The sequence below is a fragment of the Streptomyces daliensis genome (assembly GCF_054782395.1).
Map to the genome: position 1 here is coordinate 50,211 of NZ_BAAGSO010000054.1, position 25,258 is coordinate 75,468.

A 25,258-nucleotide genomic window follows, 5' to 3' on the forward strand; every position below is an offset into this window, starting at 1 on the left:
TGGGGACGAGGGCGCCTACGTACGGACTTCGAGCAGCGGGACGAGCTGTTCCGCGGCCGTCGCCGAGCCGTGCATGCCGACGAGCGCCGACTCCTTGGGCTCCCGCTCGGTCGCCACGACGGCGGCGTCGCCGCTCATGGCGACGACCACGTCGCCGAGGCGCGCGTGCACGCGGTCGTCCACGTGCGGCCCGAACCAGCCGAGCGCGACGGCCTCCTCGCGCGTCGCCACCCACGCCTGGTCGGCCAGCACCTCGCGCCAGACCGTGTGCACGTCCCTGGCGGCGCCGGGAACCGCGTACAGGTGCCGCATCCGGCCCTCGCCGCCGAGCCGCGAGATGCCCGCGTTCAGCTCCCAGTCCGCGTCCACGTCGAAGCGGGCCTCGGGGGTGTCGGGGACGTCCACCATGCCGTGGTCGGCGGTGATGTAGAGCGCGGAGCGCGGCGGAAGCTGCTCGGCCAGCCGCTGCGCGAGCCGGTCGACGTACATGAGCTGGCCGCGCCAGGCGTCAGAGTCGACGCCGTGCCGGTGGCCGTTGCCGTCGAGGTCGGCGTAGTAGGTGTAGACGAGCGAGCGGTCGGCCGCACCGAGCCGTTCGGCCGCCAGGTCCATGCGGTCCTCGCCGCTGAGCCTGCCGTAGAAGGTGCCGCCCGACAGCGCGATCTGCGTCAGCGGGGTGTGCTGGAAGTGCGGCGCCGACACCTGGCAGGTCTCGATCCCGGCGGCGTCGGCGAGCTGGAAGACCGTGGGATACGGCTGCCACGCGTGCGGGTCCGTCCACGGCTGCCAGCGCAACTGGTTCATCAGCTCGCCGGTGGCCGGGTTCAGCGCCGTGTAGCCGGGCAGGCCGTGCACGCCGGGGGCCAGGCCCGTGCCGACGGAGGCGAGCGAGGCCGCCGTGGTCGAGGGGAAGCCCGAGGTGAGGGGGGTGCCGGTGCCGTTGACGGAGCCGGGGAGCAGCGAGGTGAGGAAGGGCGCCTCGTCCGGGTGCTGCCGCAGGATCTCCCAGCCCATGCCGTCCACGAGGAAGACGCAGACCCGGTCGGCCGGGGCGAGTGACAGCCCGGCCGTCATCCCGGGCACGCCCTGCCCCGCGGTGACCGCGGGCAGCAGATCGGCGAGGGAGCCCGCGCCGTAGCGGGGCACGGGGGCCGTGCGGGGGTCGAGCGGTGCGGGCTCGTCGTGATCGCCGGGCTTGTCGGGCTTGTCGGGCCAGGGGTGACCTGCTGTGGCGGGCTGTGCCATGTCCGGTGGGGTGTCCCCTCGTCTCACTGGGGCGGCCCGGCGCTGGTGGAGGCGGCCGTCGCCTCCGAGAGCGCCTGGGCGAAGGCAAGGGTCTGGCGGACGGTGTCGGGGCCGTCGGCCGCCTCGCTGACGCGCAGCGAGAGGTCGTCGGCCGTGGTCGAGCCCGTGTAGCCGTGGTCGGCCTCGCAGTTGGGGTCACCGCAGGTGGCGGGCTCCAGATCGAGGCGGGAGACGGCGCCCCAGCCGATGGTCAGCACGACCTCGCGGGGCAGGGTGCCCGGGGTGTACGACTCGGGGTTGGCCACGACGCGGGAGAGGACCACCGAGGAAATGCGCGACACCTTCACCGACTCGGTGGACGTCGTCGCGTACGGCGAGGGCGAGGTGCCGTCGGCCGGCTGCTCGTCGGTATGGCTGACGATGAAGCGGTTGCCGGTCAGTACGAGGACCGTGACATGGCGGCGTACCTCGTTGGAGTCGAACGTCGTCTCCTGGTGCACGAGGTAGGAGGCCACGGGCTCGCCGCCCACCGCGGCCTCGACGGCCTCGGCCACGAGAGCCGGGTAGTATCCGCTGCGCTCGATCGCCGAGCGCAGCCCCTTGGTCGTCGTACCGGTCTTCGCCATGAGTGCCATCCTACGGGGCCACGGGGCCTCAGTAGGCGGGCAGGCGGCGTGGCCCCTGGTCGCTGCGGCGCTGCGGCTCGGCCACGCGGACCGAGGCGCCGAGGACGGTGAGGCCGCGCGGGGCGACGACCACGGGTTCCAGGTCGACGGTGACGATCTCGGGATGGTCGTCCAGCAGCCGTGAGACGCGCAGCAGCAGCTCTTCCAGCGCGCCCGTGTCGACGGGCTGCGCGCCGCGCCAGCCGAACAGGATGGGGGCGGTGCGGATGGTCCGTATCAGCTCCGCCGCCTCCTTGTCGGTGACCGGGACGAGCCGGTGCGCGGTGTCGCCGAGCAGTTCGGAGGGCGGCCCGGCGAGGCCGAAGGAGAGCACGGCGCCGATGGCCGGGTCGACGGCCGCGCGGATCACGGTGTCCACGCCGCGCGGCGCCATGGCCTGGACGACGGGGCGCAGTTCCTCCGGCTTGCCGAGCGCTTCGGTCAGCTCGGCGTAGGCGCGGCGCAGCCCGTCCTCGCCCGCGATGTCGAGCCGAACGCCGCCCAGGTCGGCGCGGTGGCGCAAGTGCGGCGCCGTGGTCTTGAGCGCGACGGGGTAGCCGAGGTGCCGTGCGGCAGCCGCCGCGTCGTCCGGGGTGGGCGCGGGGCTCGTGGGGTGGACGGCGACGCCGTAGTACGCCAGCAGCGCGGCGGCGTCCTCCGCGCCGAGGGGCACGCTGCGGTGCCGCTCCTCGGTGGTGGCCGACACGGTGGTGGGCCGGGCCTCGCGGGGTCCGGCGGCGGGGAGGGCGTCGTCGGCGGGGACGGCGTGGGGGGCGGCGGGGTCCTCGCTGGAACCGGCGCCCGCGACGGGGGCGGGGGCCGTACCGGAACCCGCGACGGGTTCGGAGGCGGAGGCCGCCCCCGAACCGGGGACCGCGACGGAAGCGGAGCCGGAGACCGTACCCGAGCCGGGATCTGCGTCCGAACCGGAGCCCGGTTCGGAACCAGGGCGCGGCCCCGAACCGGAAGCGGCGCCGGCCCCGGGGCCCGCATCGTCCCGCGCGGCCGGTGCCGCGCTCCGGGCCGCCGCGCGGGCGATGAGCGCGGACGCCGCGGCCTCGTCCACCTCGTACTCCGGCACCCGCCCCGGCGCCGCCGCCTCCTCGCGCCAGCGCGCGTACCGCACCGCCTCGGACAGGGCGCGCGCCGCGCGTTCGGCCGCCGGGTAGCTGGGGATGCCGCGCTCCGCGAGTGCCGCGTCGAGGCCCTCGATGGCGAGGTGGACCACAGCGACGGGCTTGTCCGCGCCCTCGGCCGTCTCGCGCAGCGCGTCGGCCAGCTCCCCCACGGGCGTGTCCCCGACCCAGGGGATGGCCGTGACCACGACCGTGTCCGTGCCGGGGTCGGCGAGCGCGTCGGACAGGGCGCGGCGGAAGTCGTCGGGGGTGGCGGACGTCGTCAGGTCGCGGACGGGCAGCGGGCGCAGGTCGTCCGTCAGGCAGGCGTCGTAGGTGAGGAGCGCGAGGGACTCCGCGTTGCCGAGGATGGCGACGCGGGGCCCAGCGGGGAGGGGCTGGCTGACCAGGAGGATGCCCGCGTCGAGCAGTTCGGTGACCGTCTCGACCATGATCACTCCGGCCTGGCGCAGCAGCGAGGTGACGGTCGCGTCGGGGGTGCGGGAGGCGGGCGCCGCGTGTCCCGGCGGGGGCGCGCTGCCGCTGTGCCTGGCGCCCTTGACCACGACGACGGGCTTGCGCGCCGCGGTGCGCTTGGCGAGGCGGGTGAACTTGCGGGGGTTGCCGATGGATTCGAGGTAGAGCAGCGCGACGCCGGTGCCGGGGTCGTCGTCCCAGAACTGGAGCACGTCGTTCCCCGAGACGTCCGCTCTGTTGCCCGCCGAGACGAAGGAGGAGAGGCCCATGCCGCGCCGGTGCAGCCCGGTGAGCAGCGCGATGCCGATGGCGCCCGACTGGGTGAACAGGCCGATGCCGCCGCGCCGGGGCAGCTCGGGCGAGAGGCTCGCGTTGAGCCGGACGTCGGGCGCGGTGTTCATCAGCCCGAAGGCGTTGGGTCCGATGATGCGCATCCCGTACGAGCGGGCCAGCCGCACCAGTTCGCGCTGCTCGTCGCGCCCGAAGTCGGCGGAGAGCACGACCAGACCCTGGGTACCGTGCTCGCCGCAGTCCTTGACGACCTGGGTGACGGTGGCGGCGGGCACGGCGACGACGGCGAGGTCGACGGACTCGGGCAGCTCGCCCACCGAGCGGTACGCGGGGACGCCGCCGAGCTCCGTACGCCCCTCGGGCAGCGCGGTGTTGACCGCGTACGTGCGGCCCGCGTACCCGGCGGCGCGCAGGCTCTCCAGGACGGCGCGGCCCGCGCCGCCCGGGTTGCGGCCCGCGCCGATGACGGCGACACAGCCGGGTGCGAGCAGCCGTCCCACCGAGTGGGCCTCGGCGCGCTGCTCGCGGGCGCGCATCACGGCGAGGGAGCGCTCGGTCGGTTCGAGGTCGAAGGTGAGGTGGACGGAGCCGTCCTCGAAGCTGCGCTTCTGGGAGTAGCCCGCGTCGGTGAACACCTTGATCATCTTGTTGTTCGCCGGCAGCACCTCGGCGCTGAAGCGGCGGATGTCCCGCTCCTGGGCCACGGCCCCGATGTGCTCCAGCAGCGCGGAGGCCACGCCGCGGCCCTGGTGGTCGTCGCGCACGAGGAAGGCGACCTCGGCCTCGTCCGCTGGCGCGGAGGCGGGGCGTCCGGTGCCGTCGATGCGGTCGTAGCGGACGAGGCCGATGAACTCGCCGCCGACGGTGGCGGCCAGGCCGACGCGGTCGACGTAGTCGTGGTGGGTGAAGCGGTGCACGTCGCGGTCGGAGAGCCGGGGGTAGGGCGCGAAGAAGCGGTAGTACTTCGACTCGTCGGAGACCCGTTCGTAGAAGCTCACCAGCCGCTCGGCGTCGTCCGGTGCGATGGGCCTGATCCGGGCCGTGCCGCCGTCGCGCAGGACGACGTCGGCCTCCCAGTGGGTGGGGTAAGCGCGCTCCGACGGGCTCTGCATGGGGTCAGGGTAGGACCTGTGAGCCGGGCTCGCGCCCGTACGTGCGACAGTGCAGGCTGAGGGGGCACGGGAGCAGCTCGCACCGCGTGCGAGACTGGTCTAGACAACAGTTCACAAGCGTCACGATTCGAAGGGCTTCACCATGGTTGAGCGCCGCGTCACCGTCGGCTGGGCCGAGGGCCTGCACGCCCGCCCCGCCTCGATCTTCTGCCGCGCCGCGGCTGCTGCGGGCGTCCCGGTCACCGTGAAGAAGGGCGAGGACGGCACGCCGGTCAACGCCGCTTCCATGCTGGGCGTGCTGGGTCTCGGCGCGGAGGGCGGCGAGGAGATCGTGCTGGCTTCCGAGGCGGATGACGCGGAATCCGCGCTCGACCGTCTGGCGAAGCTCGTCTCCGAGGGCCTCGAAGAACTCCCGGAGACCGTCTGATTCGCACCGTCTGATTCTCTGCCCTCAGTGGCAGGAAAAGAGCAGGAGGAATTCACGGGCACACGCCTGTGAATTCCTCCTCTTCTTTGTATACGGGGAGTGTTAAAGAGAATCGCGCGCCGTGTTTACGGAAGGTTTCGTACTCCTCACGGCCGCTTTGCGCGCGACCCCTTTCGGTACCGGGCGGCGCAGCCTGTGGAGCACCGCGGAACGCTCCACGTGCTGGGCCGTCAGCGCGCGGGCCCGCTCGGCGTCGCCACGCGCCACCGCGTCGACGATGGCGCCGTACTCCTGCCAGACGGTGGCGGCCTGCGCGGGCACGTCCACCGCGTACACCCACGTGATCTTGCGCCGGAGCTGGGTGAGCAGCGTCGTCAGGCTGGGGCTGCCGGACGCCTGGGCCAGCGTCTCGTGGAACCAGTCGCCCAGGGAGCGCAGGTCGGAGAGGTGGCCGCGGTCCACGCGCTGCTGGCCGAGGCGCACGAGACCGCGCAGCACCTTGAGGTGTGCCTCGGTGCGCCGCTGCGCCGCGCGCGCCGCGCCCAGCGGCTCCAGCACCGCGCGGATCTCCAGCAGATCCGCCGCCTCCTGCTCCGTCGGCTCGGCCACGCAGGCGCCCGCGTGCCTGCGCGTCAGCACGAAACCCTCGGACTCCAGCGTGCGCAGCGCCTCGCGCACGGGGACCCGCGAGACTCCGTAACGCCGCGCGAGGAGTTCCTCGGTGAGCCGGGCGCCGGGCGGAAATGCCCCGCTGACGATGTCGTCGCGGATTGCCGTGCAGACCGCGTGCGCGGAAATTCGCATGACTCGAACTGTATTGCAGCCACGTCGAATTTCCGATGGCGAGAGTTCCCCTCACGTGAATACGGCGTGAAAAGGACCCCCGGCCATGTGTCGGCCGGGGGTCCTGATACTCACGGATGCCGCGCGGAGTCGGGTGCGGCACCGGATTGGGCGTCGGGTGCGGCGCCGGATTCAGATTCGGATTCGGTCAGATCTTGACGCCGTGCTGGCGCAGATAGGCGACCGGGTCCATGTCCGAGCCGTAGTCGGGGCCCGTACGGGCCTCGAAGTGGAGGTGCGGGCCCGAGGAGTTGCCGGTGGAGCCGGAGAGGGCGATCTGCTGGCCCGAGGTGACGGACTGGCCGACCGAGACGCCGATGGACGACAGGTGGCCGTACTGCGTGTACGTGCCGTCCTTGTGCTTGATCACGATGTTGTTGCCGTAGGCGCCGCCGTCGCCCGCCTCCACGACCTCACCGGCCGCGACGGACTTGACCGGGGTGCCCTGGGCCGCGTGGAAGTCGATGCCGGTGTGGCTGCCGGAGGACCACATGCCGCCGCCGGTCTGGTAGCCGGTGGAGACGTAGGAGTTGTCGACGGGGGCGACGTAGCCGTTGAGCGCGGCGCGCTTGGCCTCCGCCTTGCGGGCCGCGCGCTCCTTGGCCTCCTTGGCCTCGCGCTCGCGCTCCGCCTTCTCGGCCGCCGCCTTGCGCTTGGCCTCGTCGGCACGCTTCTTCGCCTCGGCCGCGGCCTTCTTGGCGGCGGCCTCGGCCCTGGCGCGCTCGGCCTCGGCCTGCTGGGCCTCGGCCTGGTCGCCGACGGTCGCGGCGAGGGAACCGCCCAGGTCGATGGCCTGGGTCAGACCGGTGTCGGTGACGGTGGACGCCTCGTCGTTGGCGGCGAGCGCCGGGGACGCGACGGAGCCCACGACGCCGACAGCGGCGAGGCCCGCTATGCCTGCGGCGTTGACGCCCGCACGGCGACGGGCACGACTCTGCCCACGATGCTTACCGGTGGCACGGATGAACGCCATGATCTGGCGTGACTCCTTTCCTTCCTTCTCGCCTACCGGGTTAGCTGACGGGTTCGGAGCAGGAAGGTCTCCTACGGGCGCCTCGTACGGGAGGCGTCCGATTCACCCCAAGGGACGTGTGGGTCCCCGGCTCCCCTGGCTCGCGCCGTACGGGGACTCGGCGATCACTGTCCGTCGGCCGCGGCGCGGTCACTTCTGACGAACAGCGGCCACGACGCTAAGACGGGCATCAGCACGGCGCCAAACAGATCCCGTCTTTTGTCGCGCATGCCACACCCAACACCGGGGCAACACCGGCCAAATCAGACAGGGAAAACGGACATGACGCCGCGACATGTGGAGGGCCCGTGAACAGTCGGCCGACTGTTCACGGGCCCTCCATCACATTCCGGGCGGCTCCGGCGGCGTAGCGCCGGGCGGCGCGGCGCCTCAGGTCCCGGAGACCACGCTCACCTCGCCGATGCCCAGCGCCCGCACCGGCTCCGCGATCTGCGAGGCGTCACCCACCAGGACGGTGACCAGGCGGTCGGCCGGGAAGGCGTTCACGACGGCCGCCGTGGCCTCCACGGTGCCCGTCTCGGCCAGCCGCGCGTACATCCGCGCCTGGAAGTCGTCCGGCAGATACTGCTCGACCTGATCGGCGAGGGTGCCCGCGACGGCGGCGGCCGTCTCGTAGCGCAGCGGGGCGACGCCCACGAGGTTCTGCACGGCGACGTCCCGCTCCTCGTCCGTGAGGCCCTCGGCCGCCAGGGTGCGCAGAACCTGCCACAGGTCCTCCAGCGCGGGCCCCGTCACCTCGGTGGCGACCGAGCCGGAGATGGCGAGCATGGCGGCGCCCGTGCCCTCGGGCGCTGAGCGCAGCACCTGGCCGAAGGCGCGCACCCCGTAGGTGTAGCCCTTCTCCTCGCGCAGCACGCGGTCCAGCCGGGAGGTGAGGGTGCCGCCGAGGCAGTACGTGCCCAGCACCTGCGCGGGCCAGACGCGGTCGTGCTTGTCCGCGCCGATGCGGCCGATCAGCAACTGCGTCTGCACGGCGCCCGGACGGTCCACGATGATCACGCGGCCCGTGTCGTCCGCGGTGACCGGCGGCACGGGGCGGGGCTCGGCCGTCGATCCGGTCCAGGTGCCGAGGGAGTCGGCCAGCGCCTCGTCCAGATCGACGCCTTCGAGGTCGCCGACGACGACGGCGGTGGCCGTCGCGGGGCGCACATGTGCCTCGTAGAAGGCACGGACCGAGGCGGCATCGATACGGGCGACCGACTCCTCGGTGCCCTGGCGCGGCCGGGACATGCGGGAGGCGGCGGGGAACAGCTGGTGGGAGAGCTCCTTGGCCGCGCGGCGGGCCGGGTTGGCCAGCTCGTGCGGGATCTCGTCCAGCCGGTTGTTGACCAGCCGCTCGACCTCGCCGTCGGGGAAGGCCGGTGCGCGCAGCGCGTCGGCGAGCAGACCGAGCGCCTTGGGCAGCCGGGAGGCGGGGACCTCCAGGGAGACGCGCACGCCCGGGTGGTCGGCGTGCGCGTCCAGGGTGGCGCCGCAGCGCTCCAGCTCGTAGGCGAACTCCTCGGCGTCGTGCTTGTCCGTGCCCTCGGACAGGGCGCGGGCCATGATCGTGGCCACGCCGTCAAGGCCCTCGGGCTCGGCCTCCAGGGGGGCCAGGAGGTTGACCTCCACGGCGACGACCTGCTGGCCCGGGCGGTGGCAGCGCAGCACCGTGAGCCCGTTGGGCAGCGTGCCGCGCTCGGGCGCGGGGAAGGCCCAGGGCCTGGGGCTGCCGCCCCGGGGCTGGGGGTGGAGATCCATGCTCGGGCCTGGCCTCTCTGCGGGGGTGGTCGCGGTGTCGCTCACTGGCCGGGCTCCTCGTCCTGTCCGTCCTCGGCGTTCTCGTTCTCGGCGTTCTCGGCGTTCTCGGTGGCGGGCGCGGTCGGCTCGTAGACCAGCGCGGCGCGGTTGTCCCTTTGCAGCCGCGCCGCCGCCACGGACCGCACCTCCTCCGGCGTGACCTCCAGGACGCGGCCCACGGCGCTCAGCGCGAGCTGGGGATCGCCGAACAGCACGGCGAACCGGCACAGTTCGTCGGCGCGCCCGCCGACCGTCGCGAGCCGGTCCAGCCACTCGCGCTCGAGCTGGGCCTGTGCCCGCTCCATCTCCTCTGGCGTCGGCCCCTCCTGCGCGAAGCGGCTCAGCTCCTCGTCCACCGCCGTCTCGATGGCGGAGATCTCCACGCCGCTCGACGCCTTGACGTCCAGCCAGCCCAGCGAGGGCGCCCCGGCCAGCCGCAGCAGCCCGAAGCCCGCGCCGACGGCCAGCCTGTCGCGCCGCACCAGGCGGTTGTGCAGGCGGGAGGACTCGCCGCCGCCGAGGACGGTCAGCGCGAGGTCGGCCGCGTCGCACTCGCGGGTGCCGTCGTGCGGCAGGCGGTAGGCCGCCATCAGCGCGCGCGAGGGCACCTCCTCCTCGACCACCTGCCGCTGGTCCCCGCCCAGCGTCTCGGGGAGGGAGCCGTCGCGCGGCGGCTGCTTGCCCTCGTGGCCGGGGATGGAGCCGAAGTACTTCTCGATCCAGGCCAGCGTCTGCTCCGGATCGATGTCCCCTACGACGGAGAGCACGGCGTTGTTCGGCGCGTAGTACGTACGGAAGAAGGCGCGCGCGTCCTCCAGGGAGGCCGCGTCCAGATCGGCCATGGAACCGATCGGGGTGTGGTGGTAAGGGTGGCCCTCGGGATAGACCATGGCGGCCAGCTTCTCGAAGGCGGTGCCGTAAGGCACGTTGTCGTACCGCTGGCGGCGCTCGTTCTTGACGACGTCACGCTGGTTCTCCAGCGATTCCTCGTCCAGCGCCGTGAGCAGGGAGCCCATGCGGTCGGCCTCCAGCCAGAGCGCCAGCTCCAGCTCGTGCGCCGGCATGGTCTCGAAATAGTTGGTGCGCTCGAAGCTGGTGGTGCCGTTCAGCGAGCCGCCGGCGCCCTGGACAAGCTCGAAGTGACCGTTGCCCGTCACCTGGGCCGAGCCTTGGAACATGAGGTGTTCGAAGAGGTGGGCCAGCCCTGTGCGGCCCCTCACCTCGTGGCGGGAACCGACGTCGTACCAGAGGCAGACAGCGGCGACCGGGGTGAGATGGTCCTCGGAGAGCACCACGCGCAGGCCGTTGGCCAGCCGGTGCTCGGTCGCTGTCAGCCCGCCGGTGGCAGGCGGGGGCGTGGCCATGTGACCCATGTGCCTGGAGTCCCTTCGCTCGCGGGAGTTCGTGTCGCGTCGTGTGAAGCGGTTCTGTCACTGTATGCAACCGCACGGACAAGGTGCGAAGTTCCCGTACCGTACGCCCATGAACTGGGCTCTCCCACCCGTCACCGCCGGGTCGGGGAGCCCGTTGTCAGCGGCGCGGTCCACAATGGTCGGCGTCGTATCCGCCAGGCCCACAGCGGGTGTCCTCACACCCCCTAGCCCGTACGTACCGAAGGAGCCGCAGCCGCGATGGCCCGCCGCAGTACGAAGACCCCGCAGCCGGACGACTTCGAGGAGCGGATCCTCGACATCGACGTCGTCGATGAGATGCAGGGCTCCTTCCTCGAGTACGCCTACTCGGTCATCTACTCTCGCGCCCTCCCGGACGCCCGTGACGGGATGAAGCCGGTGCACCGCCGCATCCTGTACCAGATGCACGAGATGGGGCTGCGCCCCGACCGCTCGTACGTCAAGTGCGCCCGGGTCGTCGGCGAGGTGATGGGTAAGCTCCACCCGCACGGTGACTCCGCGATCTATGACGCGCTGGTCCGCATGGCCCAGTCCTTCTCGATGCGGCTCCCGCTGGTCGACGGCCACGGCAACTTCGGTTCGCTGGGCAACGACGACCCTCCCGCCGCCATGCGGTACACCGAGTGCCGCTCGGCGCCCGCCGCCGGTCTGATGGTCGAGTCGATCGACGAGGAGACGGTCGATTTCGCGCCCAACTACGACGGCAGCGAGGAGGAGCCGGTAGCCCTCCCGGCCGCGTATCCGAACCTGCTGGTGAACGGCGCCTCGGGCATCGCCGTCGGCATGGCGACGAACATGGCGCCGCACAACCTCGGCGAAGTCATCGCCGCGGCACGGCATCTGATCAAGCACCCGGGCGCCGATCTGGAGACGCTGATGCGCTTCGTGCCGGGGCCCGACCTGCCCACGGGCGGCCGGATCGTCGGCGTCGAGGGCATCAAGGACGCGTACGCGAACGGCCGTGGCTCCTTCAAGATGCGCGCCACGGCGACGGTGGAGCAGGTCACGCCCCGCCGCAAGGGCCTGGTCGTCACCGAGCTGCCCTTCACCGTCGGCCCCGAGAAGGTCGTCTCCAAGATCAAAGACCTGGTCAACGCGAAGAAGCTCCAGGGCATCGCGGACGTCAAGGACCTCACCGACCGCGAGCACGGACTGCGCCTCGTGATCGAGATCAAGAACGGCTTCCACCCCGAGGCCGTGCTGGAGCAGCTCTACAAGCTGACGCCGATGGAGGAGTCCTTCGGCATCAACAACGTCGCGCTGGTGGACGGCCAGCCGCTCACGCTGGGCCTCAAGGAGCTGCTGGAGGTCTATGTAGACCACCGCTTCCAGGTGGTGCGGCGGCGCAGCGAGTTCCGGCGCACCAAGCGGCGGGACCGGCTGCACCTGGTCGAGGGCCTGCTGGTCGCGCTGCTCGACATCGACGAGGTCATCAGGATCATCCGGTCGAGTGAGAACGCGGCCGAGGCCAAGGCGTCCCTGATCTCCCGCTTCGGGCTCAGCGAGATCCAGACGCAGTACATCCTGGACACCCCGCTGCGGCGGCTCACGAAGTTCGACCGCCTGGAGCTGGAAAGCGAGCGCGACCGCCTCAAGGCCGAGATCGAGGAGCTGACCCGCATCCTCGACTCGGACGCGGAGCTGCGCAAGCTGGTCTCCTCCGAGCTGGCCGCCGTCTCCAAGAAGTACGCGACGCCGCGCCGCACCGAGCTGCTGGAGTCCGCCGGAGCCCCGGTGGCGTCCGTGCCGCTGGAGGTCTCGGACGACCCGTGCCGGGTGCTCCTCTCCTCGACGGGCCTGCTGGCGCGCACGGCGAACGGCGAGCCGTCCTTCGACGAGGCGGCCAAGCGCGTGAAGCACGATGTGATCGTCTCGGCCGTCCCCGCGACCACGCGCGGCGAGGTCGGCGCGGTGACCTCGGCCGGACGGCTGCTGCGGCTGACCGTCGTGGACCTGCCCCAGCTCCCCGAGAGCGCCGCGTCCCCGAACCTGTCGGGCGGGGCGCAGATCGCGGAGTTCCTCACCCTGGAGGCGGACGAGAAGGTCGTCTGCCTCACCACGCTCGACGAGTCCTCTCCCGGCCTGGCCATCGGCACCGAGCAGGGCGTGGTCAAGCGGGTGGTGCCCGACTATCCGTCCCACAAGGAGGAGTTGGAGGTCATCACCCTCAAGGACGGCGATCGCATCGTCGGCGCCGTCGAGCTGCGCACGGGCGAGGAGGACCTGGTCTTCATCACCGACGAGGCGCAGCTTCTGCGCTATCAGGCGGGCCAGGTCAGGCCGCAGGGCCGCGCGGCGGGCGGCATGACCGGCATCAAGCTGACCGGCGAGGCCAAGGTCATCTCCTTCACCGCCGTGGACCCCGCCGCGGACGCGATGGTCTTCACCGTCGCCGGTTCGCGCGGCGCCTTCGCCGGGCTCACGGAGGCCACGGCCAAGCTGACGCCCTTCGACCAGTACCCGAGGAAGGGCCGGGCCACGGGCGGGGTGCGGTGCCAGCGGTTCCTGAAGGGCGAGGACTGCCTGACCCTGGCCTGGGCGGGGCCCACTCCCGCGCGGGCCGCCTCGAAGGCCGGCGTCCCCGTGGAGCTGCCCGAGGTGGACCCGCGCCGCGACGGCTCGGGCATGCCGCTGGCCAAGGCGGTGGCCGTGGTGGCGGGACCGGTGTAGTCCCGTCCGGGCCTCCGGTCCGGGTTCCGGTCGCGGGCCGGGGCCGGGGCGGGGGCCGGGGCCGGTGATGTGACGGGCCGGTGATGTGACGGGGTCGCGCGGGGCGGGTTCGCACGCGTGACGGGGCCGGGGGCGCGCTGTTCGGGTGCGCCCCCGACGCGTGCGGGGGCGGCCTGTGCGGGCGCGGTGCTCCGGGGGCCGGGGCCGGTTCGGCGACGGGCCGGTATCAGCAGTCAGTAGGAGGACGGGTCGTCCGGGTCCGCGATGGAGGGCACGTCGTCGTCCGCGTCCGGCGCGTCGGTGTCCGGCGCGGCGTCCTCTCCGTCGGCGCCGGGGCCCGTGCCGCCGTACGGGTCCTCGCCCTGTGGGTCCGGTGCTTCGACGGGCTCCGTGTCGACGTAGCGCAGGACGCCCCACATCGCCTGGGGATCGGCGCCGTCAGCCTCCGTGCCCACGTCCGCGCACAGCGCCAGCTCCTTCCGCAGCGCCTCCGCGTCCACGCCGGAGCCGATCATCACGAGCTGCGTCAGCCGCTCCTCGTCCCGCTCCCACTCCGAGGGGGCGAACCGCAGGAAGCCGCCGACGGCGTGCACCGTGTACTTGCGGCCCGGGTCGGCCGCGCCGAAGTCGACAAAGCCCTTGATCCGGTAGAGGCCGGAGGGGCGGCTGTCGAGGAAGGCCAGCAGACGGCGGGGGTCCATCGGTGCGGCCGAGCTGAACTCCACGCTCTCGTACGCCGCGTGCAGGTGCCCGGAGTGGTCGACGTGACCGGTCCCCTCCCCGGACGCTTCCGCTTCTGCTTCCGCTTCCTCGTCGACGGCCCCGTAGAGCAGCTCGTCGAAGGAAAGCTGCTCCACGGGAGGACGCTCGCGCCGCGCCGGTTCGAAGAGCAGCGCGGGGTCGACGCGCCCGTAAGCGGCGGAGACCACGGGCGTCCCCGGACTCAGCTCCTCCAGCGTCTCCGAGAGGGCGCGGCGCTCCTCGTCGGCGATCCGGTCCGCCTTGTTCAGCACCACCAGATCGGCGGCGCGTACGTGACGGTCCAGTTCCGGATGGCGCTCACGGGTGCTGTGGAACTCCGCCGCGTCGACGACCTCGACCAGCCCGCCGTAGACGATGTGCTCGCTCCCGCTCGCGAGGATCATGCGGATCAGCGTCTCCGGCTCGGCCAGCCCGCTCGCCTCCACGACGACGACGTCCATGCCGACCGAGGGCCGGGCCAGGCGCTCCAGCACCTCGTCCATGTCGCTGGTGTCGACGGCGCAGCACAGGCAGCCGTCGCCGAGCGACACCATGGAGTCGACCTGTCCCGCCACGGTCATCGCGTCGATCTCGATGCTGCCGAAGTCGTTGACGATCGCACCGATACGGGTGCCGCGGCTGTTCCGGAGCAGGTGGTTCAGCAAGGTGGTCTTGCCCGAGCCGAGGAATCCCGCAAGGACGATGACCGGAATCCGCCGTGTGGCCAAAGTGCCTCTCCTCGCTACTGCCCCTGGCTGCTGTTCCTCTGTTCCTCGCCGCTGGAACGGCTGTCGATCGTAGCGGAACGGGCAGCGCGCTGTGCTCCGGGCCGCACGTCTGACCGGGGACGACGCCGCGACACCCCCGTCCCGGATCGCGGAGGAAGCGGGGTCGCGGAGGTTAGGCTCACCTGCGTGAGTACGTGCGCGACCGCCTCCCGGGACCTCGCCGAACCGGTGGCGGCGACCGCCGCCACAGCCCGCACCTGGCTGCTGATCGAACAACCGGGCCCGTGGGGCGGCAAAGCGCTCACCGAGAGCCGTCTCGACCCCACGCTGGGCGGCGGGCTCGAAGCGGCGGCGGGGGCGCACGGGGCGCGGGTGGCGCTCATCCGGCGACCGGGCCGGCACGCCGACCGGCCGGGCGGCCGGCGCCGGGTCTTCCTCGCCCACACCTCCCCCGGCAACTCCTGGGTGCGGACGGCCCTCGTCGGACAGCACGGCGCGGGTGCCCGTACGCGCGCCGACGGGCCGGGGGCGGCGGAGGAGACGGACGCGGACGCGGAGACGGGCACGGACACGGGCATCGACACAGGCAAGGGGGTGGGCGTGGACATGGCGGCGGCCCTGCGCGGACTGGACTTCGCGGCCCTCTCCGCCGGGGAGCACGGCGGCCTGTGGGCCCCGTACACCGGCGATCCCCTGGCCCTCGTGTGCACCAACGGCAAGCGCGACCGCTGCTGCGCCCTGCTGGGCCGCCCCCTGGCCGCCGAGCTGGCGGCCTCGGGCCTGGGCGACGTCTGGGAGATCACCCACATCGGCGGCCACCGCTTCGCGCCGACGCTGCTGGTGCTGCCGTACGGATACGCGTACGCCCGTGCCAGCGCCCGTACCGTCAAGGGCGTCCTCGGCGCCGTACGCGACGGGCGGGTGGTGACCGAGGGCTGCCGGGGGCGCTCGGCCTGGGACAGGCCGGGGCAGGCGGCCGACCTCGCCGTACGGGAGCACGCGGGCGAGCCCAGTGCGGACGCGCTCACCGTGCTGCGGACGCGGGGCGACGCGCCGCGCTGGAACGTCACCGTCGGACACACCGACGGGCGCGTCTGGCGGGTCGCCGTGGCCGCCATGGACGACGGTCTGCCCGTGCCCGCGGCCTGCGGCGCCGCGCCCGGGGCTCCGGAACGTATGCACGTCGAGGACATCACCCTGGTAGCGGGCCAGGTCACAGCGCGGCCCCCGGTCTGAGGGTTACGGTTCCCCGCACCCACGAGACCTCTACACCGCTCACGTCCTCTCACAGCGCACGGCACGTCCCTGTACGCCGCCCGGGGCGCCCGCCCCCCTCCCCTTGCCCCCTCGCCCCTCCCCACCGCCTCCGTGAGGAAGCCCGTGACCGCTTCAGCCTCGGACGGGCCCGCCCCCGTCGCCGTCCCCGTCGCCAGTACGCAGCGCCGACTTCCCGGCCGCCGGGCCGTGGCCCGCACCGTTTCCGGGCGGCGCGGGTGACGCGGCAGCCGCTCCGGTGGAACCGGCTGCTCCGGTGGGCCAGGACCGCCCGGCTGCCCCGGATCCGGTGGCCGCAGCGCGTCTTCTCGCAGGTGCTGCTGATGCAGCTCGCCATCGCCACGGGCGTGACCGCCGTCGCCACCGGCCTCTTCCTCGCCCCCCTCAGCTCCGAACTGGACGACCAGGCGATGGACCGCGCCCTGGCCATCGCGCAGACGACCGCCGTACAGCCCGGCCTCGCCCACGACCTGACGTCCTCCCCCGGGCCCTCGCCAGACGGCCCCGTACAGCGCAAAGCGGAACGCATCCGCAAGGCGACGGGCGCGGGCTACGTCGTCGTGGTGGACGAACGCGGCATCCGGTGGTCGCACGCCGAACCGGAACGCGTCGGCGAACCCGTTTCCACCGACCCCAGCCGCGCGCTCGCAGGACAGGAGGTCCGGCAGATCGACAAGGGCACCCTCGGACGCTCCGCGCGCGGCAAGGTGCCGCTGCGCGACGCGGACGGCGAGGTGGTCGGCGCGGTGTCCGTCGGCATCGCGTACGACAGCGTCCGCGATCGGCTGCTGGGCCAGGTGCCGGAACTGCTGGCGTACGCGGGAGGCGCGCTCGGAGTCGGCGTCCTCGCGGCGCTCCTCGTCTCGCGCAGGCTCCAGCGGCAGACCCATGACCTGGCGTTCTCCGATATCTCCGCCCTGCTGGCCGAGCGCGAGGCGATGCTGCACGGCATCCGCGAGGGCGTCGTCGCGCTGGACCACCGGGGCAGGATCCGGCTCGTCAACGACGAGGCCCAACGGCTGCTGGAGCTGCGTCCCGAGGACACCGGGCGGCCCCTGGAGGAGGCCCTGGGGCACGGCCGTACGGCGGACGTGCTGGCGGGGCGCGCGACGGGCACGGACCTGCTGGCCGTCAGGGGCGGCCGGGTGCTGCTCGCGAACCGGATGCCGACCGACGACGGCGGCGCCGTCGCCACCCTCCGCGACCGCACCGAACTGGAACTCCTCGGCCGCGAACTCGACGGCTCCCGCGGCCTCATCGACGCCCTGCGCGCCCAGGACCACGAGCACGCCAACCGGATGCACATCCTGCTCGGCCTGCTCGAACTCGGCCTGCACGACGAGGCGCTGGACTACCTCAGCGAGGCCGTCGGGGTGCGCAGGGCGACGGCGGAGCAGATCGCGGAGCGCGTGCACGACCCGCTGCTGGCAGCGCTGCTGGTGGGCAAGGCGACGGTCGCGGCGGAGCGCGGGGTCGCCCTGCGGATCGCGCCGGACAGCGCGCTGCCCGACCGTCTGGTGGACCCGCGCGAGCTGGCCTCCGTGGTCGGCAACCTCGTCGACAACGCGCTGGACGCGGCGGCAGGAGCGCGCGACCACGGCCACGAACCGTGGGTGGAGGTGGAGCTGCGCGCGTGCGACGTCACGGAGGCGGGCGTCCCCGTGCCGGTGCCGGTGCCGGTGCCCGTGCCGGTGCCGGTGCCCGGGGAGGAGGGTGGGCCCGCTGATGGGCCGGCGGGGGCGGACGCGGCCCCGGACGGTGCGGCCACCGGTGTGACGCTGCGGGTCGCCGACAGCGGCCCCGGCGTCCCCCTCGAACGCCGCGAACTCGTCTTCGCGGAGGGCTGGTCCACCAAAGACCCGCCCGCACACCGTCAGCGCGGGCTGGGACTCGCCCTGGTGCGCAGGCTCGCCGAGCGGCACGGCGGCAGCGCGCACGTGGGCGAAGCGCCCGGCGGCGGGGCCGAGTTCACGGTGGTACTGCCCCAGGCCCTCCAGCCCCCGCGCCCCCCGGAGACCGAGGCCGAGACCGAGGGCTGACGCCGGAGACCGCGGACCGGCAAGGGCACCGGCACGGACCACGGGGCCGACGGGCCGGGCCCGTTGGCCGTTTCCCTCACGGACCCGGCGCGGCCCCGCACTCCGTTCTCCGCGCCCCACCGCGCGCCCCGTACACCGTCACGCGCGGACTGGAAGACGCGCCCATGGGTACCCGAACGGCCCGAACCCACCCGAAACGAGGGAATCCCTGTGATTGTCGTCGGGATCGTCGCCGTTTGTATCGTCCTCGCCGTACTCGCCTTCCTTCTGCCCCGCCTCTCCCGCCATCCGGAGCGTGGCACTCAGCGCTCGCTCGGATTCGGCACGCGGGCGGCCAGCAAGGCGCCAGGCCCTGCGGGGCGCCTGCTCAGCAAGCCCTTCCGTACCAGCTCACGGGCCGTCAGCCGCAGCGGTTCCGCGGGCCGCCGGGCGCGCTGGCGCCTGCACCGCTGACACGCGGCGCGCCTCGATGCCCACCGCACGACGACGGCCCGGGCGGGGAACCGGACCACACCGGCTCCCCGCCCGGGCCGCGTAACGTCGCCCGTCACACCGCCGCCCATCGCACGCCGCACCCGTCACACCGCACCCGCGCCCGTCAGCGCCCGCACCTCCGTCTCGGCGTACCGCGCCTCGTCGGCGCGCTCCCGCGAGGTGACCGTGCCGATCCAGCCCGCGAGGAAGCCGAGCGGGATGGAGACCAGGCCGGGGTTCTCCAGCGGGAAGAGCGCGAAGTCGAGCCCGGGGAACAGCGCACCGGGCCCGCCGGAGACGACGGGTGAGAGCACGACCAGCGCGATCGCCGGCACCAGCCCGCCGTAGACCGACCAGACAGCACCCCGCGTGGTGAAGCGGCGCCAGAAGAGCGCGTACAGCAGCACCGGCAGGTTCGCCGACGCCGCGACGGCGAAGGCGAGCCCCACCAGGAACGCCACGTTCAGCTCCTGCGCCAGCAGTCCCAGCCCGATCGCGACGGCCCCGATACCGACGGACGCCACACGCGCCACCCCGACCTCGCGGTACGCGCCACGCCTGCCGCGCTTGCTCAGCGAGGCGTACAGGTCGTGCGCGACGGAGGCCGAGGACGCCAGCGTGATGCCCGCGACGACGGCCAGGATCGTCGCGAAGGCCACCGCTGCCACCAGCGCGAACAGCGCCGCGCCACCCGACGAGCCCGCGCCCCCGCCCAGTTCCATGGCCAGCAGCGGCACGGCGGTGTTGCCCGCCGCGTTGGACATACGGACCGCGTCAGGCCCCACCAGCGCGGCGGCACCGAACCCGAGGACGATGGTCATCAGATAGAAGCCGCCGATCAGTCCGACCGACCAGACGACGGAGCGGCGCGCGGCCCGGGCCGTCGGCACCGTGTAGAAGCGGGAGAGGATGTGCGGCAGCCCGGCCGTGCCCAGCACGAGGGCGAGGCCGAGGCTCATGAAGTCGAGGCGGTGCGTCCAATCGCCGCCGTACCGCAGTCCCGGCGCGAGGAAGTCCCGCCCGTGGCCGCTGCGTTCGGCGGCGCTGGACAGCATGGCGCCGGGATCGCCACCGAAGCGGACAAGGACGAGCGCCGTGAGGGCGAGCGCGCCGCCCATGAGCAGCACTGCCTTGACGATCTGGATCCAGGTCGTCGCTCGCATGCCGCCGCACGAGACATAGACGACCATGAGCGCACCCACTCCGACCACGGTCCAGGAGCTGGCCACACTGCTCGTACCGCCGCCCAGCAGCAGCGCCACCAGACTGCCCGCGCCGACCATCTGAGCGACCAGATAGAGCACCGAGACGGTGACGGAGGAGAACCCGGCGGCGATGCGCACGGGGCGCTCGCGCATGCGGGCCGCGACGACGTCCGCCAGGGTGAAACGCCCGCAGTTGCGCACGAGTTCCGCGACGAGCAGCAGCACGACCAGCCACGCGACGAGAAACCCCACGGAGTAGAGCATGCCGTCGTAGCCGAAGAGGGCGATGAGGCCGGAGATGCCGAGGAAGGAGGCCGCCGACATGTAGTCACCGGCGATGGCGAATCCGTTCTCCATCGGCGAGAAGAGCCGCCCCCCTGCGTAGAACTCCTCGGCCGTGCCGTGCCTTCTGCGTCCGGCCCAGCTCGTGATGGCCAGGGTGACGGCGACGACGGCGCTGAAGAGCAGCAGCGTCAGAGTCTGGTGGCTGCCGCTCAACGCTCCTCCCCCGTGGTGCTCGTGTGACGTGCCATGTCCTGGGTCTCCCACCGCAGTTCGAGCGCGAGCTGATCGCGCCGCAGCCGGGCGTGCCGGGCGTAGGCCCAGGTCAGCAGGAAGGTGGACGCGAACTGCGCGAGCCCCGCCACCATCGCGACGTTCAGCACCCCCGACACCGGACGGGCCATCAGCCCCGGCGCCACCGTCGCGGCAATCACGTACGCGAAGTACCAGACGAGGAAGGCGGCGGTGGCGGGCCACACGAAGCGCCGGTAGCGACCGCGCACCTGCTGGAAGGCGGCACTGCGCTGGACGGTGAGATAGACGGCCACGCCCGGATCGTGCGCGGTCCCCTGACCGGACACGGTGTACGGGCCGTCTCCCCCGTACCCGTCGCCGCTCGGGCCTCTGCCGTCGCCGCTGTCGCTGCCCTCCCGCTCCGTCAAGTGACCGTTTCTGCGGGCCCGCCGGACGGAGCGCGGCCCGTGCCGCCCCGCCTGGTCACGGCCACGCTCAGGGCCCGGGGCGGGAGCTGTGACGGGACCGGGGACGACCGGCGTGGTCTGCTCACCCCGCTCACCCCGCTCATATCGCTGAGCGTATGACCGCCCACTGGGCTGTTCGTGGGGTTGTTCGTAGGGCTGCGGTCGCTCGTACTGATGCCGTTGCGCCTTTACGGCGAGGGGGGTCGTGTCGTGCTCGCCCGGCCCGGAGGCGAGGGCGTCGTACCAGGGGTCGTCGGTGCGCATGCCCCAGGATGGCCAGAGGGGCAAGATCACAGACGGGGCATTCCGGACCCTTCACCCCTTCAGGTGAAGCGGCCCGCAAGACCGTGCTGATACGCGCACCACACCATCCGCGCACCACGGATGCGGCCCGCCGGCCCGGCGCGTCCCCGCCCATACGCTGCGGCCTCATCCGCCGCGCGACCGCGAGGGCGACGACAGCAAGGACCACCGCCCATTCGAGTGCACCCTTCATGACACGCGCCTCCGTCCGCTTCGGGAACGGGGAGCCGTGGGCCCGGCTCCCCCTGCTCCGACAACGCTACGGAGTGGAGGACCCCGGGCGGATCAGCCTGGGGACGGACCTCGGACGGGCCTCTGTCCGCGCCTGCCTCCACCTGTGGGTGGACCATCCTGGGGTGGAGGCGGGCGGCCGGATGAGGCAGGCGGTCAGATGTCGATGCGGGAGCGGTCCAGCGTGGACGCCGAGGAGCTGATGAACTCCCTGCGCGGGGCCACCTCGCTGCCCATCAGCAGGGCGAACGCTTCCTCGGCCGCCTCCAGATCGCTGATGTTGATCCGGCGCAGGGTGCGGTGCCGCGGGTCCATCGTCGTCTCCGCGAGCTGGTCGGCGTCCATCTCACCGAGACCCTTGTAGCGCTGGATCGACTCCTTGTAGCGCGTCTTGGTGCGCTCCAGCTCCAGCAGAGTCTGCCGCAGCTCGTTGTCGGAGTAGGTGTAGATGTACTTGTCGGTCCCCTTCTTGGGGTTGATCAGCTCGATCCTGTGCAGCGGCGGCACCGCCGAGAAGACCCGGCCCTGCTCCACCATCGGCCGCATATAGCGCTGGAACAGCGTCAGCAGCAGACAGCGGATGTGCGCGCCGTCCACATCGGCGTCGGCCAGGAAGATCACCTTGCCGTAGCGCGCCTGGTCGATGTCGAAGGTCCGCCCGGACCCGGCTCCTATGACCTGGATGATCGAGCCGCACTCGGCGTTCTTGAGCATGTCCGAGACGGACGACTTCTGGACATTGAGAATCTTGCCCCGGATCGGCAGCAGCGCCTGGAACTCCGAGTTCCGGGCCAGCTTCGCCGTGCCGAGGGCCGAGTCCCCCTCGACGATGAACAGCTCGCTGCGGTCCACGTCGTCGCTGCGGCAGTCGGCGAGCTTCGCGGGCAGCGACGAGGACTCCAGCGCGGTCTTGCGCCGCTGGGCCTCCTTGTGCTGCCGGGCCGCGATACGCGTGCGGGCCGCCGCGACGACCTTCTCCAGGACGGACCTCGCCTGCTGCTTGGCGTCCCGCTTGGTGGAGGTCAGGAACGCCTTCAGCTCCTTGGCCACGATCTGCGCGACGATCCGCGAGGCGGCCGAGGTGCCCAACACCTCCTTGGTCTGCCCCTCGAACTGCGGCTCGGCCAGCCGCACCGTCACGACCGCGGTCATGCCCTCCATGGCGTCATCCTTGACGACGTCGTCCTCGGCGACGCGCAGCAGCTTGGTGGCCCGCAGCGCCTCGTTGACGGTCTTGGCGACCGACCGCTCGAACCCGGAGACATGGGTGCCGCCCTTGGGGGTGGCGATGATGTTGACGAAGGACTTCACCGTGGTGTCGTAGCCCGTGCCCCAGCGCAGGGCGATGTCGACACCCAGCTCCCGCTGCACCTCGGTGGGGATCATGTGCCCGCGGTCGTCCAAGACCGGCACGGTCTCCTTGAAGCTGCCCTTGCCCTGGAGCCGCACCACGTCGCAGACGGGCTTGTCCTGCGCCAGGTACTCGCAGAACTCGCTGATCCCGCCGTCGTAGCGGAAGGTCTCCTCGGTCTTCCCCTCGCCGTCGAGACCGCGCTCGTCACGGACGACGATCGTGAGCCCGGGCACCAGGAACGCGGTCTGCCGGGCCCGCGCGTACAGCGTCTCCAGGGAGAGCTTGGCGTCCTTGAGGAAGATCTGCCGGTCCGCCCAGTACCGCACGCGGGTACCCATGCGGTTCTTGGGGACCTTCTTGTTCTTGAGGAGCCCGGCCGAGGGATCGAACGGGGCCTCGGGACCGGACTCGGTGAAGATCCCGGGAACGCCCCTGCGGAAGCTGAGGCTGTGCGTACGGCCGTTGCGGTCGACCTCGACGTCGAGCCGGGAGGAGAGCGCGTTGACCACGGAGGCACCGACGCCGTGCAGGCCGCCCGAGGCGGCGTAGGAGCCGCCGCCGAACTTGCCTCCGGCGTGGAGCTTGGTCATCACGACCTCGATGCCCGAGAGGCCGGTCTTCGGCTCCACGTCCACGGGAATGCCGCGCCCGTTGTCCTTGACCTCGACGGACCCGTCTTCGTAGAGGACCACCTCGATGTGGTCGCAATAGCCACCAAGGGCCTCGTCGACCGAGTTGTCGATGATCTCCCAGAGGCAGTGCATCAGGCCCCGGCTGTCGGTGGACCCGATATACATGCCGGGGCGCTTGCGGACCGCCTCCAGTCCTTCGAGGACGAGCAGGTGCCGCGCGGTGTAGTTGGAGCCCCCATCCCGGTCTGCCCCGGTCAGCAGTGCGGTGGAAGGCACGGACGTCTCGGCGGTCACGCGGTTCGCTCCTCGCTGAATTCTGCTTGTGATGGCTGGATTGCCGGATCAGAGGGTACCGAGGCCCAGGAGAGAGAGTGTTAACGCCACCCAGCTAGGGCCACCAGCAGCTACACCAGGAGCGCTATGCTAGCCCATACTCGTCCATACGTTCGATAACACATCTGGGTGACGCGTACATCACGTTCACATCCAGGCATGAACCATTTAGGCTCCGGGCACGTCCTCTTGAACGAAGCGTGATGATGGCTTCACCAGGAGAACGGGACAAGCGCGACAACAACGTGAATACAACGCAAACCAAGTAATACGGCTCATTCGCCGCCACCCGGCAACGTCCGGCCGCCTCGCAGAGAAATTTTCTGAGGAAACGCCGAGAGCGGGAACGTTTTCGGCCTGGTTGGATGTTGACCCTGGTACGACAGCTCGTCGAGCTAGAGAAGAGGCGACGTGACTACTGTTCTGACCCCCGCGACCCCGTTGACGGCCGCCGATCGCTGCGACCGCTGCAACGCCCAGGCGTACCTGCGCGTCGTTCTGCTCAGCGGCGGAGAGCTGCTGTTCTGCGCCCACCACGGCCGTAAGTTCGAGCCGGAGCTCAAGAAGATCGCCGCGGAGATACAGGACGAGACGGAGAAGCTCACGGCTACTCCCGCTACCGCAGGTGAGGACGAACACTGATTCGCTGACCTGACGCATCGCGTCCCATCCGACGAGCTCGGACCGGCCCAGGGCCGGACGCGACGGGCGGCCACTCCCGGCACCAGACCGGGATGGCCGCCCGTTCTCGTCCCATCACGCCTGGCCGCCGCGTTCCGGGCCTCAGCCGGCGCCCAGAGGGCTGTGAGGCGGCCACGAAAAGGCCGGGTCGGGGTGTGCCGACCCGGCCCTGGGCCCGGCGCCCTTGCCGGGCCCGGCCGCCGCTGCATGGAGCGAGGGGCTCTTTTCGGCCCCATTCGCGTCCTCGCTTCAGCCGCCGCCGTGCTTCTGGACCATGTCCAGCACGGCCGAGACCCTCGTATAGACGCCGGGCCGACCCGCGTCCCCGCAGCCGGTGCCCCAGGAGACCAGGCCCACCAGGCGACCCCGGGAGACCAGCGGTCCGCCGCTGTCTCCCTGACAGGCGTCCCGGCCGCCCCTGGTCAGCCCAGCGCAGACCATCGATTTCCGGTCGAACTTTCCGTCAGAACTTCCCGGGTAAGCGCGTGCGCAGACGGTGTCCTTCAGCAGGCTCACCCATGCGGCGCGCAGCCCGGAGGCGTAACTTCCGTTCCCGGTCGTGTCTCCCCAGCCGAAGACCCTGACCCTGGTCCCGGGCCGGTACGAGGGGCTCCCCGCCTTCGCCATGGGCACCGCGGACGCCTTGGGCAGGGACCTGGAGAGGGTCAGGACCGCGATGTCGCCCGCGTTGGTCCGGCTGTCGTAGTCCGGATTGACCCAGACCTTGCGGAGCGGCAGCTCGCGGCCCGTATTGCTGTTGAGGTCACCGCGCCCGGCGAGCACGCGCAGGTCCTTGACGTTGCGGTAGTCGGTCCCCAGAACGGGCTTGCTGAGGCAGTGCGCGGCGGTGATGACCGTACGCTTCCCCACCAGCGCGCCCCCGCAGTACTGCCCCGAGCGGGCACTGCCGAAGCGGTCACGGCTGGCGAGGGCGACCACCCAGGGGTGGTCCTCCACCCGTACCGCATCACCGCCCACGATGACGCGGTCACGGGCGAAAGCCTGGGGCACGAGCAGGGCGGCCATGAGGCCGCTGAGCAGCAGAGGTGTGAGGCAGCGGAGGGCACGAAGGGAACGCATACAGCCTCCTGACCGTACGGGACTCCGGAACCACCCAGCGTGATCCGCCGAAGCGGTGTTCGCATCCGGAGCGTCACGCGGACGGGCGGTCGGGGGGCGCACGACGAAGGCCGGTGCCCCCTGCGTGAGG

18 protein-coding genes and 1 riboswitch are annotated in these 25,258 nt (G+C 72.2%); of the genes, 6 read left to right on the forward strand and 12 right to left on the reverse strand.

The window, feature by feature from the left end; all coding sequences use genetic code 11:
* Window positions 1-15: 15 nt before the first annotated feature.
* The 3 genes from ACYVOO_RS11195 to ACYVOO_RS11205 are packed head-to-tail and all read right to left on the reverse strand — an operon-like array spanning window position 16 to window position 4,905.
* Window positions 16-1,245: an alkaline phosphatase family protein gene (locus ACYVOO_RS11195; protein WP_461015500.1), complete on the reverse strand. Its 1,230-nt coding sequence runs from the start codon at window positions 1,243-1,245 to the stop codon at window positions 16-18.
* A 23-nt stretch (window positions 1,246-1,268) separates the two neighbouring features.
* Complete coding sequence (locus ACYVOO_RS11200) at window positions 1,269-1,871, reverse strand: DUF5998 family protein (RefSeq protein WP_453346677.1); 603 nt, start codon at window positions 1,869-1,871, stop codon at window positions 1,269-1,271.
* Between the two features lie 28 nt (window positions 1,872-1,899).
* Window positions 1,900-4,905 (reverse strand): bifunctional acetate--CoA ligase family protein/GNAT family N-acetyltransferase, encoded by a 3,006-nt coding sequence (locus ACYVOO_RS11205; RefSeq protein ID WP_461015501.1) that lies wholly within the window; start codon window positions 4,903-4,905, stop codon window positions 1,900-1,902.
* A 142-nt stretch (window positions 4,906-5,047) separates the two neighbouring features.
* Here ACYVOO_RS11205 and ACYVOO_RS11210 point away from each other — a divergent pair, with 142 nt between their 5' ends.
* On the forward strand, window positions 5,048-5,332 hold the full coding sequence (locus ACYVOO_RS11210) for an HPr family phosphocarrier protein (RefSeq protein WP_453346679.1): 285 nt from the start codon (window positions 5,048-5,050) through the stop codon (window positions 5,330-5,332).
* Between the two features lie 102 nt (window positions 5,333-5,434).
* Here ACYVOO_RS11210 and ACYVOO_RS11215 read toward each other — a convergent pair whose 3' ends face one another.
* The 4 genes from ACYVOO_RS11215 to ACYVOO_RS11230 form a co-directional block, all read right to left on the reverse strand.
* Window positions 5,435-6,136, reverse strand: a complete 702-nt coding sequence (locus ACYVOO_RS11215; protein WP_461015502.1) for a GntR family transcriptional regulator — start codon at window positions 6,134-6,136, stop codon at window positions 5,435-5,437.
* Window positions 6,137-6,323: 187 nt separating this feature from the next.
* Window positions 6,324-7,148 carry a M23 family metallopeptidase gene (locus ACYVOO_RS11220; RefSeq protein ID WP_461015503.1) on the reverse strand — a complete coding sequence of 275 codons (825 nt, stop codon included), beginning with the start codon at window positions 7,146-7,148 and terminating at the stop codon, window positions 6,324-6,326.
* Window positions 7,149-7,163: 15 nt separating this feature from the next.
* A riboswitch (cyclic di-AMP (ydaO/yuaA leader) is annotated at window positions 7,164-7,321 on the reverse strand.
* Between the two features lie 256 nt (window positions 7,322-7,577).
* Window positions 7,578-8,948, reverse strand: coding sequence for a M16 family metallopeptidase (locus tag ACYVOO_RS11225; protein ID WP_461015564.1), 1,371 nt, complete (start codon window positions 8,946-8,948; stop codon window positions 7,578-7,580).
* 41 nt (window positions 8,949-8,989) lie between these two features.
* The gene (locus ACYVOO_RS11230; RefSeq protein ID WP_461015504.1) at window positions 8,990-10,360 is read right to left on the reverse strand and encodes a M16 family metallopeptidase; all 1,371 of its coding nucleotides are present in this window, start codon (window positions 10,358-10,360) and stop codon (window positions 8,990-8,992) included.
* 258 nt (window positions 10,361-10,618) lie between these two features.
* On the opposite strand from ACYVOO_RS11230, the gene ACYVOO_RS11235 reads away from it, so the two are divergent.
* Window positions 10,619-13,069: a DNA gyrase/topoisomerase IV subunit A gene (locus ACYVOO_RS11235; protein ID WP_461015505.1), complete on the forward strand. Its 2,451-nt coding sequence runs from the start codon at window positions 10,619-10,621 to the stop codon at window positions 13,067-13,069.
* 233 nt (window positions 13,070-13,302) lie between these two features.
* On the opposite strand, the gene ACYVOO_RS11240 is transcribed toward ACYVOO_RS11235, so the two are convergent.
* Window positions 13,303-14,538: a CobW family GTP-binding protein gene (locus ACYVOO_RS11240; protein WP_461015506.1), complete on the reverse strand. Its 1,236-nt coding sequence runs from the start codon at window positions 14,536-14,538 to the stop codon at window positions 13,303-13,305.
* Between the two features lie 186 nt (window positions 14,539-14,724).
* Between ACYVOO_RS11240 and ACYVOO_RS11245 the strand changes: the two genes are divergently transcribed.
* From ACYVOO_RS11245 to ACYVOO_RS11255, 3 genes are all read left to right on the forward strand, one after another.
* The gene (locus ACYVOO_RS11245) at window positions 14,725-15,774 is read left to right on the forward strand and encodes a sucrase ferredoxin (RefSeq protein WP_461015507.1); all 1,050 of its coding nucleotides are present in this window, start codon (window positions 14,725-14,727) and stop codon (window positions 15,772-15,774) included.
* Window positions 15,775-16,136: 362 nt separating this feature from the next.
* Entirely contained in the window at window positions 16,137-17,852 is a 1,716-nt protein-coding gene (locus tag ACYVOO_RS11250; protein ID WP_461015565.1) for an ATP-binding protein, read from the forward strand.
* 210 nt (window positions 17,853-18,062) lie between these two features.
* On the forward strand, window positions 18,063-18,305 hold the full coding sequence (locus ACYVOO_RS11255; protein ID WP_461015508.1) for a DUF6411 family protein: 243 nt from the start codon (window positions 18,063-18,065) through the stop codon (window positions 18,303-18,305).
* 125 nt (window positions 18,306-18,430) lie between these two features.
* Here ACYVOO_RS11255 and ACYVOO_RS11260 read toward each other — a convergent pair whose 3' ends face one another.
* The 3 genes from ACYVOO_RS11260 to ACYVOO_RS11270 form a co-directional block, all read right to left on the reverse strand.
* Window positions 18,431-20,029 (reverse strand): solute symporter family protein, encoded by a 1,599-nt coding sequence (locus ACYVOO_RS11260; RefSeq protein ID WP_461015509.1) that lies wholly within the window; start codon window positions 20,027-20,029, stop codon window positions 18,431-18,433.
* The gene (locus ACYVOO_RS11265) at window positions 20,026-20,475 is read right to left on the reverse strand and encodes a DUF485 domain-containing protein (protein WP_461015510.1); all 450 of its coding nucleotides are present in this window, start codon (window positions 20,473-20,475) and stop codon (window positions 20,026-20,028) included. The genes ACYVOO_RS11260 and ACYVOO_RS11265 overlap by 4 nt, the downstream gene beginning before the upstream one ends.
* Window positions 20,476-21,204: 729 nt before the next feature.
* Window positions 21,205-23,328 (reverse strand): DNA gyrase/topoisomerase IV subunit B, encoded by a 2,124-nt coding sequence (locus ACYVOO_RS11270; protein WP_461015511.1) that lies wholly within the window; start codon window positions 23,326-23,328, stop codon window positions 21,205-21,207.
* Window positions 23,329-23,778: 450 nt separating this feature from the next.
* On the opposite strand from ACYVOO_RS11270, the gene ACYVOO_RS11275 reads away from it, so the two are divergent.
* Window positions 23,779-24,009, forward strand: a complete 231-nt coding sequence (locus ACYVOO_RS11275) for a DUF7455 domain-containing protein (protein ID WP_461015512.1) — start codon at window positions 23,779-23,781, stop codon at window positions 24,007-24,009.
* A gap of 288 nt (window positions 24,010-24,297) precedes the next feature.
* Here the strand turns inward: ACYVOO_RS11275 and ACYVOO_RS11280 are convergent, their stop codons facing one another.
* On the reverse strand, window positions 24,298-25,128 hold the full coding sequence (locus ACYVOO_RS11280) for a S1 family peptidase (protein WP_461015513.1): 831 nt from the start codon (window positions 25,126-25,128) through the stop codon (window positions 24,298-24,300).
* Window positions 25,129-25,258 lie beyond the last annotated feature (130 nt).